This is a genomic window from Saccharopolyspora ipomoeae (assembly GCF_029952525.1).
Taxonomy (GTDB): domain Bacteria; phylum Actinomycetota; class Actinomycetes; order Mycobacteriales; family Pseudonocardiaceae; genus Saccharopolyspora; species Saccharopolyspora ipomoeae.
Map to the genome: position 1 here is coordinate 27,612 of NZ_JASAOF010000025.1, position 11,830 is coordinate 39,441.

At 71.0% G+C, this 11,830-nt stretch carries 9 protein-coding genes; 7 read left to right on the plus strand and 2 right to left on the minus strand.

Going from position 1 to position 11,830, the window contains the following annotated elements:
* The first annotated feature begins 34 nt into the window (after window positions 1–34).
* Together QFW96_RS26240 and QFW96_RS26245 are read left to right on the plus strand one after the other, a co-directional pair.
* Window positions 35–2,563: a glycosyltransferase gene (locus QFW96_RS26240; protein ID WP_281458401.1), complete on the plus strand. Its 2,529-nt coding sequence runs from the start codon at window positions 35–37 to the stop codon at window positions 2,561–2,563.
* The gene (locus tag QFW96_RS26245) at window positions 2,553–3,587 is read left to right on the plus strand and encodes a glycosyltransferase family 4 protein (protein WP_281458402.1); all 1,035 of its coding nucleotides are present in this window, start codon (window positions 2,553–2,555) and stop codon (window positions 3,585–3,587) included. Before QFW96_RS26240 ends, QFW96_RS26245 begins: the two co-directional genes overlap by 11 nt.
* 286 nt (window positions 3,588–3,873) lie before the next feature.
* Here QFW96_RS26245 and rfbD read toward each other — a convergent pair whose 3' ends face one another.
* Both rfbD and rfbB read right to left on the minus strand, forming a co-directional pair.
* Window positions 3,874–4,791 (minus strand): dTDP-4-dehydrorhamnose reductase, encoded by a 918-nt coding sequence (gene rfbD, locus QFW96_RS26250; protein ID WP_281458403.1) that lies wholly within the window; start codon window positions 4,789–4,791, stop codon window positions 3,874–3,876.
* Window positions 4,788–5,777 carry a dTDP-glucose 4,6-dehydratase gene (rfbB, locus tag QFW96_RS26255; protein WP_281458404.1) on the minus strand — a complete coding sequence of 330 codons (990 nt, stop codon included), beginning with the start codon at window positions 5,775–5,777 and terminating at the stop codon, window positions 4,788–4,790. The genes rfbD and rfbB overlap by 4 nt, the downstream gene beginning before the upstream one ends.
* A gap of 512 nt (window positions 5,778–6,289) precedes the next feature.
* On the opposite strand from rfbB, the gene QFW96_RS26260 reads away from it, so the two are divergent.
* The 5 genes from QFW96_RS26260 to QFW96_RS26280 all read left to right on the plus strand — a co-directional run bounded on the left by QFW96_RS26260 (window position 6,290) and on the right by QFW96_RS26280 (window position 11,714).
* Window positions 6,290–7,780 (plus strand): LCP family protein, encoded by a 1,491-nt coding sequence (locus QFW96_RS26260; RefSeq protein WP_281458405.1) that lies wholly within the window; start codon window positions 6,290–6,292, stop codon window positions 7,778–7,780.
* 265 nt (window positions 7,781–8,045) lie between these two features.
* Window positions 8,046–8,612, plus strand: coding sequence for a DUF4232 domain-containing protein (locus tag QFW96_RS26265; protein WP_281458406.1), 567 nt, complete (start codon window positions 8,046–8,048; stop codon window positions 8,610–8,612).
* A gap of 146 nt (window positions 8,613–8,758) precedes the next feature.
* Entirely contained in the window at window positions 8,759–9,952 is a 1,194-nt protein-coding gene (locus tag QFW96_RS26270; protein WP_281458407.1) for an LCP family protein, read from the plus strand.
* Between the two features lie 210 nt (window positions 9,953–10,162).
* Complete coding sequence (locus QFW96_RS26275; protein ID WP_281458408.1) at window positions 10,163–10,876, plus strand: TIGR03089 family protein; 714 nt, start codon at window positions 10,163–10,165, stop codon at window positions 10,874–10,876.
* A gap of 55 nt (window positions 10,877–10,931) precedes the next feature.
* Window positions 10,932–11,714, plus strand: a complete 783-nt coding sequence (locus tag QFW96_RS26280) for a thioesterase family protein (RefSeq protein WP_281458409.1) — start codon at window positions 10,932–10,934, stop codon at window positions 11,712–11,714.
* Window positions 11,715–11,830: the final 116 nt, after the last annotated feature.

Sequence of the window (11,830 nt, forward strand, 5' to 3'; positions counted from 1 at the left end):
GCGGCTCGGGTGGGCGATGGTGCAGGCTTGGGGCGTGGTCGAACCGAACCTGCCCGTCGTCCCCTCGCCGGTCGTGTCCCTGCCGGTCGTGTCCGTGATCGTCGTCAACTACCGCGGCGCCGACGACACCATCACCTGCCTGCGCGCGGTGCGCGACGAGCTGGACTACCCGGCCGACAAGCTGGAGGTGCTGTGCGTGGACAACGCCTCCGGCGACGACTCCGCGCGGCGCATCCGCGAGGCGGTGCCGGAGGTGCGGCTGATCGAGTCCGCCACCAACACCGGTTTCGCGGGCGGCTGCAACCTGGCCGCCGCCGAGGCGTCCGGGCAGGTCCTGGCGTTCCTCAACAACGACGCCCGCCCGGACCGCGGCTGGGTGCGCTCCGCGGTGGAGGTGCTGCGCGCGGAACCGACCGTCGGCGCCGTGGCCAGCAAGGTCCTGGACTGGGACGGCAAGCGCATCGACTTCGTCGACGGCGGTCTCACCTGGTTCGGCATGGGCTACAAGCGGCACGCCGGTGAGCTCGACGACGGGTCGCACGATGCCGCCCGCGACGTGCTGTTCGGCACCGGCTCGGCGCTGTTCGTGCGCGCCGAGCTGTTCACCGCGCTGGAGGGCTTCGACGAGCGCTTCTTCATGTTCTACGAGGACGTGGACCTGGGCTGGCGGCTGAACCTGCGCGGCTGGCGGGTCCGCTACGAGCCGAGGTCGCTGACGTTCCACCGCCATCACGCCTCGATGGCCGAGGTGTCGTCGTCGCGCGAGCACTACCTGCTGGAGCGCAACGCGCTGGCGGCGCTGTACAAGAACGTCTCCGACGAGACGCTGGCCCGGGCGCTGCCCGCGGCGATGGCGCTGGTGGTGCGGCGGGCGACCGCGCGCGGCGAGATCGACCCGACGCAGCTGGAGATCACCCGCCGCGGGGAGACCGAGGACGACGCGCCGGTTCCCGTCGACCGCTCCGCGCTGGCCGGGATGCTGGCCATCGACCAGTTCGTGGAACTCCTGCCGTCCCTGAAGGTCTCGCGGGAGCAGGAGCAGCGGGCGCGGGTGCGCACCGACACCGACCTGCTGCCGCTGATGCGCAAGGCGATGGAGCCCGCCTACCCGCTGCCCCGCTACCTGGCGGCGCACGACGCGCTGGTGGAGGCCTTCGAGCTGGACGAGGTGTTCGGCAGGCCCCGCAAGATCGTGGTGATCACCGGCGACGCGGTCAGCGAGCGGATGGCGGGCCCGGCGATCCGCGCCTGGCACATGGCCGAGGTGCTCGCCGCCGAGCACTCCGTCCGGCTGGTCAGCGTCAACGCGCGGGTGGACCCGCCGGAGTCGGACTTCGAGGTGGTGGCGGCCAAGCCGCGCGAGCTCGCCGAGCACGTCGAGTGGGCCGACGTGGTGGTGCTGCAGGGTCACGTGCTGGAGATGGTGCCGGCGCTCAAGCGCGTCGACTCCACCAAGATCGTGGTCTGCGACGTCTACGACCCGATGCACCTGGAACTGCTGGAGCAGGGCCGCGACACCGACGACGAGCGCCGCGCGAAGGACCTCGCCGGGGTCACCGACGTGCTCAACGCGCAGCTGGAGCGGGGCGATTTCTTCCTGTGCGCCTCGGAGCGCCAGCGGCACTTCTGGCTCGGTCACCTCGCCTCGCTGGGCCGGTTGACGCCCGGGCTCTACGACTCCGATCCGACGGTGCGCTCGCTGCTGTCGGTGGTGCCGTTCGGGTTGCCGTCGGCGGCGCCGCGGCGCACCGCTCCCGCGATCAAGGGCACCCGGCCGGGCATCTCGGCCGACGACAAGGTCGTGCTGTGGGCGGGCGGGGTCTACAGCTGGTTCGACCCGCTGACGCTGCTGCGCGCGGTCGACCGGCTGGCGCAGCGGCGCAGCGACGTGCGGTTGTTCTTCCTGGGCATGAAGCACCCGAACCCGGACGTGCCGGAGATGGGCATGGCCGGGCAGACGCGGGCGCTGGCCCAGCGGCTGGGCCTGACCGACAAGTTCGTGTTCTTCAACGAGACCTGGGTTCCCTACCAGGAGCGGCAGAACTTCCTGCTGGACGCCGATTGCGGTGTCACGACCCACTTCGAGCACGTGGAGACGACCTTCGCGTTCCGCACTCGGGTGCTGGACTACCTGTGGTCGGGGCTGCCGGTGATCACCACCGACGGCGACTCGTTCGCGGATCTGGTGCGCGCCGAGGGCATCGGCGTGGTGGTGCCGCCCGAGGACCCGGATGCGCTGGCCGACGCGCTGGAGAAGGTCCTCTACGACGCCGAGTTCGCCGCCGAGTGCCGTCGCCGGATCGAACCGGTGCGGGAGCGGTTCACCTGGGAGTCGGTGCTGGCGCCGCTGACGGCGTTCTGCCGCGATCCGCGCCCGGCCGCCGACCGGCTCAGCGCGTCCGCGCCGCTGGTGCGCACGGCGCAGCCGGGCCGGGTGGAGTCGGTGCGCCGGGATCTGGCGCTGCTGCGGGAATATCTCGACGCCGGTGGCCCGGCGGAGGTCGCCAAGCGGGCGACCGGGCGGTTGCGGCGCCTGGCCGGGGAACGGCTTCGTGGCCGCTGACCTGCGCGTCCTGCTCGACGCCACGCCGCTGCTGGGCACGCGCACCGGGATCGGCCGGTACACGGCCTCGCTGGTGACCGCGCTGGCGTCCGATGTGGACGTTCGGTTGATCGGGTTCAGCGCGCGCGGCTGGCGCCGGTTGCGGGGCGAAGCTCCTGCCGGGACGCGCGTGGTGGGGCCGCCGGTTCCGGCGCGCGCGTTGCGGATGTTGTGGCGCGTTGGGCGCTTTCCGCCGGTCGAGGTCCTGTCCGGACCGGTGGAGGTGGTGCACGGGACGAACTTCGTGCTGCCGCCGTCGCTGCGCGCCGCGGGCGTCGTGACCGTCCACGACCTGGCGTTCCTCGACGACCCGTCGCTGGCGGAACCGGATCTGCCCGCGCTGGTGCGGCTTTCGGCGCAGCGGGCGCGGGTGGTGTGCACGCCGACGGCGGCGGTGGCCGATCAGGTCGCCGAGCGCTTGGACGTCGCCCCGGAGAAGCTGGCGGTGACGCCGCTGGGCCTGGATCCCGAGTGGTTCTCGGTATCACCGGTCCGCGACGACCGGATTCCGCCGGAGTACCTGCTCTTCGTGGGCGCGGACGGACCGCGCAAGGGTCTCGACGTGCTGCGCGCCGCGCTCGCACCGGATCTCCCGCCGCTGGTCATCGCCGGTCCGGGTGCTGCGGGTGAGGTCGGCGGCGTGATCCGCACCGGCTACGTCTCCGAGGAGCGGCTGCGGTCGCTGGTGGCCGGGGCGAGCGCCCTGGTGCTGCCCTCCCGCGACGAGGGCTTCGGCCTCCCGGTCCTGGAGGCCCTGGCCTGCGGCGTCCCGGTGGTCTGCTCGGACGTCCCCGCGCTGCGCGAGGTTTCGGGCGGCCACGCGCACTTCGCCCCGGTCGACGACCCGGCCGCGCTGCGCGACGCCCTGCGCCAGGCCCTCACCGCTCCCCCGGATCCCGAAGCGGGACGCCGGCACGCCAAGACCTTCACCTGGGACCGCTGCGCCGCCCGCACCCGCGAGGCCTACCTGCACGCCCTCGCCTAACCGCCGCTCCAGTCGAAACCCCGACCACCACCAAGGGGGAAGTTTTCATGAAAACTTCCCTCCCCCACGAAGTCCCACACCCACTGAGCGGGGAGGTTTTCATGAAAACCTCCCCACCGACTGAACCCCCACCAGGAACCCCGATACCGACGTAGTTCCTGGTCACGGCACTTTCCGGGTGCAGTTCTCTTGCGGATCGTCGCGACGTTCTCATGAAAACTTCCCCCACTCACGACGTCGCCGCCGAGGTTTCGGTGACCGGGGAAGTTTTCATGAAAACTGCGCATCATCCTGGGTGGAAGGCCTCGGGGTTGGTGGTGAGGGCTTGGTGGAGGGCATCGTGCCAGGGACGGAGCGGGGTGAGGCCCGCGTCGTGCCAGGCGTCGCCGGAGAGGACCGAGTAAGCGGGGCGCGGGGTCTTGGTCGGGTAGTCCGCGGTCGTGCAGGGGTTCACCCGCCGCGGGTCGAGTCCGAGCTCGGTGAAGATCGCGCGGGCGAACTCGAACCAGCTGGTGCTGCCGGTGTTGGTGCAGTGCAGCACCCGCTGCGACGGTCCGAGACCGGTCGCGACGGGTTCGGCCAGTTCCAGCAGTCCCGCCGCCAGGTCGGCGGCCCAGGTCGGAGAGCCGATCTGGTCGTCCACGACGGACAGCTCGTCGCGCTGGGCGGCGAGCCGGGCCATCGTCTTGACGAAGTTGCCGCCGTGCGCGCCGTAGACCCACGCGGTGCGCACGATCCAGGCGCGCGCACCGGAGTCCAGCACCGCCTGCTCGCCGTCGAGCTTGGTGCGGCCGTAGACGGTGCGCGGCCCGGTGTCGTCGGTGGGCTCGTAGGGCCGGTCGGCGTCGCCGGGGAAGACGTAGTCGGTGGAGACGTGCAGCAGCGGCAGGTCGCTGTCGCGGCAGGCTTCGGCCAGCGCGGCCGGGCCCGCGACGTTGACCTGGTGGGCGCCGTCGGGGTCGGATTCGGCCGCGTCGACGGCGGTGTAGGCGGCGGTGTTGATCACCACCGGGCGCAGGTCGGTGTCGCGTGCGGCTTCGGCGAAGGCCTCGACGGCGTCGCGCACCTCCTCGCGATCGGTGATGTCGAGCTCCGCCGAACCCGGTGCGTGCACGAGGGCGCCGCGCCGGGAAGCGAGGATCGCCGACAGCTCCGAGCCGACCTGGCCCTTCCCGCCGGGCACCAGCACCGCCAGGCGGGTCACCGGGTCACCGCCGCGCGCTGCTTGAGCGGTTCCCACCAGGCCCGGTTCTGCCGGTACCAGGCGATGGTGTCGCGCAGGCCGGTCTCGAAGTCGACCTGCGGGGCGTAGCCGAGCTGCTCGGTGATCTTGGTGTGGTCGACCGAGTAGCGGCGGTCGTGGCCCTTGCGGTCGGCGACCTGCTCGACCATCGAGAAGTCCAGCCCGAACTCGGCGAGCAGCCGTTCGGTGAGCTCGCGGTTGGTCAGCTCGGTGCCGCCGCCGATGTTGTAGATCTCGCCCGGCGTCCCGGACTCGGCGACCAGCTGGATGCCGCGGCAGTGGTCGTCGACGTGCAGCCAGTCGCGCACGTTCATCCCGTCGCCGTAGAGGGGAACCTCGCGCCCGTCCATCAGGTTGGTGATGAACAGCGGCAGCACCTTCTCCGGGAACTGGTACGGGCCGTAGTTGTTCGAGCACCGCGTGATGCACACCGGCAGCCCGTGGGTGCGCTGGTAGGCGCGCGCGAGGAGGTCGGAACCGGCTTTGGCGGCGGAATATGGCGAGTTCGGCTCGAGAAGATGATCTTCTGGCCACGAACCGGTATCGATCGTCCCGTAGACCTCGTCGGTGGAGACGTGGACGAACCGGCCGACGCCGGCGTCCAGCGCGGCCTGCAGCAGCGCGTTGGTGCCCACCACGTTGGTCATCACGAAGGCGTCGGAGCCGGTGATGGAGCGGTCCACGTGGGTCTCGGCGGCGAAGTGCACGACGACGTCGACGCTGGTCATCAGGCCCGCGAGCAGGTCTCGATCGCAGATGTCGCCGCGCACGAACCGCAGTCTCGGGTCGTCGGCGACCTCGGCCAGGTTGGCCTCGTTGCCCGCGTAGGTCAGCTTGTCGAGCACGACCACTTCGGCGTCGCCGAAGGCGGGGTAGGCCCCACCGAGCAGCTGCCTGACGTAGTGCGAGCCGATGAAGCCGGCTCCACCGGTGACCAGAATCCGCATTCCGCCTCTTCCTCGTCCTGCGCGGGCAGTAGGCGCACCGCCCGCGATGGGCAGTCTGACATGCGCCGATGCCCGCTCGAATCGACTCCCAAGTTACGTACGGTCACAGCGCAACTTCACCCATATGAGTGAGGTCACCAGATTCCGAGGGACCCGTCATGGTTCGAGTGGATCACCGTTAGCCTTCATCAGGAAGTCGGGCAACATCACTCCTGAAGGTGTAACGCTCGCCCCCGCAGCCCCCGAGGAGGAATCGCGTGGACGACCGGCCGAGGCGGCCCGGGAGCCCTGATGGGCGGCCCGGCCGAGGTGTTCCGCCCCGTGGATCGGGTGGCGGATCGGCTCGTCCCGGCGCAGCCGCCGGACGGCCGCAGGGCGCCCGCCGCACCGGTGCCCCCAGCGCCGCGAAGGCCGGTGCCGCCGGTGCCGTGAAGAGCGCTCCCGCAGCTGCTCAGAGTAAGGCCGCAGCGCGGAAATCCGCTCGAAACGGTGAAGACATATCGCCTGACGATGTGTGGAGCCGAGGCGGTTTCTGGCAGCGCAAGGCCACCCGCAACGGAGCCCGCACGCTCATCGCCCTGCTGTCGGTGATCGTCCTGTGCGTGACCGGGTTCGCCTGGGCCATGTTCCGCCCGGGCGCGGGCGGCACCGGCACCGCCGACGTCATCGGCGGCGGCTTCTCCGCCCCCGACGGCGCCACCGACATCCTGCTGATCGGCAACGACAGCCGCACCGACGCCCAGGGCAACCCGCTGCCCAAGCAGCTCCTGCAGGAGCTGCGCACCACCCAGGAGGGCGGCGACCTCACCGACGCGGTGATCCTGGTGCGCATCCCCAACGACGGCAAGAGCGCCAGCGCGATGTCCTTCCCCCGGGACACGATGGTCGACAGCGGCTTCGGCGACGGCAAGCACAAGCTCACCGAGACCATGAACCGCGGCAAGGACGCCGAGCGCGCAAAGCTCCAGGACGACGGGGTCACCGACCCCAAGGAGCTCGACGAGAAGTCGCGGCTGGCCGGCAAGCAGGCGCTGCTGGAGACCATCGAGAAGCTCACCGGCGTCAGCATCGACCACTACGCCGAGGTGAACCTGCTCGGCTTCTACGAGATCACCAAGGCCGTCGGCGGCGTCGAGGTCTGCCTCAACGAGGCCACCAAGGACAGCTACTCGGGCGCCGACTTCGCCAAGGGCGTGCAGACGATCGAGGGCGCCGACGCGCTCGCCTTCGTCCGGCAGCGGCACGGCCTGCTCAACGAGCTCTCCCGCGGCAAGCGCCAGCAGGTGTTCATGTCGGCGCTGGCCCGCCGCATCCTGTCCTCCGGCACGCTGGCCAACCCGGCCAAGCTCAGCGACCTGATCGACGCGATCAACAAGTCGGTCACCCTCGACCCGGCGCTGGCCAACGACATCCTCGGCTTCGCCGAGCAGATGCAGGGCGTCGCCGGCGGCAACGTGCAGTTCTACAGCGCCCCGGTGCACCTGGTCGGCGAGTCCGGCCAGGAGGACGTCACGCTCAACATCGCCGAGAGCAAGCAGTTCGCGGCCGACCTGCTGCTGCCGCCGCAGCAGCGCGCCCAGAAGCTGGCGACGCTGAAGTCCCCCACCAAGATCAGCACCAGCGTCTACAACGCCTCCGGCATCAGCGGCCTGGCCGCCAACGTGCTGGAGGAGCTGACCAGCCAGGGCTTCCAGGAGGGCAGCAGCGCCAACGCCGAGACCCGCAGCTCCTCGGTCGTCTACTACGCCAACGGCGAGGAGGACGCGGGCAAGATGGTCGCCGAGTCGCTCGGCGGTGGCATCGCCACGGAGGTCAGCCCCAACCTCAGCGCGGGCAGCGTCGAGGTCTACATCGGCAAGGACTACAAGGGCCCCGGCAAGCAGAACTTCACCGGCGCCCCCACCCTCCGCCTCGACGGCCTGAACAAGGCCGCCCCGCTGCGCACCCAGGCGGACACGGGCAACGACCCGATCACCGCCGACGGCGTGCCCTGCATCGACTGACGAGCTGGGGAACCTTCCTGTCACCGCGGTGGCAGGAAGGTTCCCCTGCTCCCCGGTGACACATCGATTCCCCTCGCCTGGTGGCAGGAAGGCTCCCTTCCTCTCGGGTGGCAGGAAGGTTCCCTCGCGCACGTCGGGCGGGGGACGATTCTCTCCGCGATTCCTTTCCGGACGCCGGGCAACCACTTCGGCTCCGAGGCGTCTTACAGGGCAGAGGCGGGAGGAACGCTCCCGCGACGCACAACCCTGGGGGAAGGACTCACTCATGTCGAAGCGACTTCGGACCATCGGCGCCGCCACCGCTCTGCTCGGCGGCACCCTGCTGATCACCGGGTGCGGCGGGGCCGCGGCGACCCAGGCCGTCACCGCGCACGGCGCCTCGGCGTCCGATGTCTCGGCCTCGAACTGCTCGGCCACCGACTTCGAGATCAAGCTGCAGGCGCAGCCCGACCCGAGCCAGTACCTGCTGACCATGACCAACACCTCGGACGAGGCCTGCGAGCTCGGCGGCTGGGTGAACCTGACGCCCACCAACATGGCCGACGAGCCGATCGAGGAGGTGCCCAGCAGCAACGTCGAGAAGCCCGGCGGGCCCGCCGACATCACCCTGGAGCCGGGCCGGACCGCCTTCGCCGGCGTGCACGCCGACCTGGGCGACAAGGGCGACCCGAACACCTACGTGACCAGCGGTTTCGTCGCCACTCCGGCGGACATGAGCGGGTCGGTCAACGCGCCGGTCAACGGCCTGAACAACGAGCCGGTCACCGAGATCCCGCTCAAGGGACTCCAGGTCGGCACCCTGCAGCCGTCGGCGCAGGGCGTGCTGTTCTGACCTGATGCTTCCCGCGGCGCCCGCACCGGACTCCCGGTGCGGGCGCCGTCGTGTCACGAGTGGGAGAAAGGTTCCCCTCCTCGCCCCACGGAGATCATCTCCGGCGGTTACTGTGAAGCCCGGCGCACAACTCGGGGGAGGCGTTGGTGGACGAACCGGACCAGGAGCAGCAGCTCCCCGACCCGGACGACACCCGCGGCGCACCCGTCCGACGCCGGTCCGCTGCGCGGATCGCCGGGCGCAGCGTGATCGCGCTCGCCTCGGTCGCCGTGCTGGGCCTGAGCGCCGTCGGCTGGTTCGTCACCGATCGGCTCAGCGAGGTCAGCTCCGCGAAGGTGCTGACCGAAGTGCCCCAAGCCCCGCCGCCGGACGACGGGGCCACCGACGTGCTGCTGGTGGGCAGCGACAGCCGCACCGACGCGCAGGGCAACCCGCTGCCGCTGCGGGTGCTCAAGCGGCTGCGCACCGAGGCCACCGGCGGGCTCAACACCGACAGCCTGGTGCTCATCCGCATCCCGCACAGCGGCGCGCCGCCGACCGCCGTGTCCATCCCGCGCGACACCTACACCGAGACGCCGTCCGGCCGCCCCGACAAGATCAACTCGGTGTACGGGCTGACCAAGCGGGCCACCTCCGACGAGCTGGCGGGCGAGAACCTGCCCGCCTCCGAGGTGGAGCACCGCGCGAAGGTCGCCGGGCAGCGGGCGCTGGTGCAGACCGTGCAGACGCTGACCGGGATGCGCGTCGACCACTACGCCGAGATCAACCTGCTCGGGTTCTACGAGCTCACCGACGCCGTCGGCGGTGTCGAGGTGTGCTTGAACAACGCGACCAGCGACAAGGACTCCGGCGCCGACTTCAGCGCCGGCAGGCAGACCGTCACCGGCGGCGACGCGCTGTCGTTCGTACGCCAGCGGCACGGGCTGCCGCGCGGCGACCTGGACCGCATCGTGCGCCAGCAGGTGTTCATGGCGGGCCTGGCCAACAAGGTCCTGTCGACCGGCACGCTCACCGATCCGGCGATGGTCAACGACCTGGTCGCCGCCACCCAGCGCACCGTGGAGCTCGACGAGGCCTGGGACGCACTGGGTTTCGTGCAGCAGATGCAGCAGATCGCCGCGGGCAGGGTAAGTTTCGTGACGATGCCGGTGCTCAGCGCCGGGGCGCGCGACGAGCGCGGCCAGAGCATCGTGTCCGTCGACCGGGACGCGGTGCAGCGGTTCTTCACCGGCCTGGCGGCCAGTCCCCCGGGCATGGCGCCGAAGCCCGCGCTGCGCCTCGACGGCAGCGCCCAGCGCCAACCCATCACCTCCGACAGCGACGTTCCCTGCGTGAACTAGGTCCTTCTCGGAAATGCGGCGGTAGCCGCTGTCTCAGGTGTGGGACTCAGCCCGCACCGCCGCGGGTTCTCAGCGGTTCTCCGGGGCCGGGCGCCGCGACGCCGTGTATTGGCATACATCAGGAGTGGCCCGGTTCCAGAGGGCCGCTGAGGTTCCGCCACCCGCACCCCGAAGCACAGTGATAATTCAACAGCTCCTAGCCTGCCGGGCATGAGCATCACCCAGTCCCTCCTCGGACCGCTGCTGGCCTCCGGCGCGCCCAAGCCGCTGATCACGCACTACGACGACGCCACGGGTGCGCGCATCGAGCTGTCCCGCGCCACCACCGCCAACTGGGCGGCCAAGACGGCGAACTGGCTGGTGGACGAGGTCGACCTGGAGCCGGGGATGCCGGTGCTCGTGTCGCTGCCCGCGCACTGGCAGACCGTCGGCGTGCTGCTGGGCGCCTGGTGGGCGGGGGCGCACGTGACCGATCGGGCCGGGGGCGCGGAGGTCGCGTTCGTCCCGGCGTCCGACCTGGCGCGCGGCGAGGGCGCGCACACCGTGGCCGCGGTCGGCCTGGACCCGCTGGGGGCACCGGTGCGCGACCTGCCGCCCGGTGTCGCGGACTACGTCTCGGACATCCGGGTGCACGGCGACGACTTCAGCCCGATCTCACCGGTGGCCGGGGACGCACCCGCGCTGCTGGAGATGTCGGTGGACGAGGTCGTCGAGCGGGCGCGGCGGCGCGCGGGCGAGCTGGGCGTCGGCCGCGACGACCGGGTGCTGTCCGCGCTGGACTGGACGCTGCCGGACGGCGTCGTGGACGGGCTGCTGTCGGTGCTCGCCGCGGAGGCGGCCCTGGTGCACTGCACCAACCCGGACGCCTCCCGCCTCGACAAACGGCGTGCCGACGAGCGCACGACGGTCGAGCTCGGGCTCTGAGAGGACCCTCACAAACCGCCCCTACCGCCAACCTACCGGCGGGTAACCTCGGTGCATGCGTGATGCCGAGTCGCTGTTCCGCGTGGAGGACGGGTTCCTCGTGCCCAACGAGGCTTCGGGGAACCCGTGGGGCGAGCTGACCGGCGGCGGACCGGTCGCGGGCCTGATCGCCCGCGCCATCGAAGCCGCCAACGACGACCCGGACCTGTTCGTCGCCCGGCTCACCGTGGACCTGATGCGACCGGTCCCGCGCGCACCGCTGTCGATCGAGGTGCGCCCGCTTCGCACCGGCAAGCGGCTGCAGGTGGTGCGGGCGACGCTCACCCAGGACGGGACGCTCTGCACCAACGCCACCGCTCACCTGCTGCGACGCTCCGACCTCGACGGGCCCGAACCCGACACGTCGGTGCCCTTCGCGGGCCCCGAGGGCATCGAGGACCGCACCCTGCTGCCGCCGGAACTCGGCTTGCGCTGGGGAGTGCACGACGTGATGCAGGTCCGCTGGATCGACGACCAGTCGGCCACCGGCACCAGCCGCGCGTGGATGCGCATGCCGCTGCCGCTGCTCCCGGACGAGCCCCTCAGCCCCCTGTCGCACGTCGCGATCCTCGCCGACGCCATCAGCGCCGCCAGCCCGGTCGGCCCCCTCTTCGGCCCGTGGATCAACACCGACGTCTCGATCCACCTCCACCGCGAGATGCGGGGCGAGTGGCTGGGTTTCGAGATGCGACGGGACGTCCAGCGCACCGGGATCGGCACGGCCCACGCCCGCCTCTACGACACCCGAGGGCCCATCGGAACGGCCCAGGAAACAGTCATGGTCAACCAACTCGGCTGACCCGCGCGGTCATCTCCACGCGATTTCAATGGAAGTCCGAACCACGATTTCCATTGAAATCGTGTTCCGACCGCGCGGACGGATTTCCCTGCTGTGGCCGATGGGTTTGGGGCAGG

Bases quoted from the DNA above. Each gene is read 5' to 3' on its own strand.
- QFW96_RS26280 (WP_281458409.1), top strand. From the start codon at position 10,932: ATGCGTGATGCCGAGTCGCTGTTCCGCGTGGAGGACGGGTTCCTCGTG.
- QFW96_RS26265 (WP_281458406.1), top strand. From the start codon at position 8,046: ATGTCGAAGCGACTTCGGACCATCGGCGCCGCCACCGCTCTGCTCGGC.
- QFW96_RS26275 (WP_281458408.1), top strand. From the start codon at position 10,163: ATGAGCATCACCCAGTCCCTCCTCGGACCGCTGCTGGCCTCCGGCGCG.
- rfbB (WP_281458404.1), bottom strand. From the start codon at position 5,777: ATGCGGATTCTGGTCACCGGTGGAGCCGGCTTCATCGGCTCGCACTAC.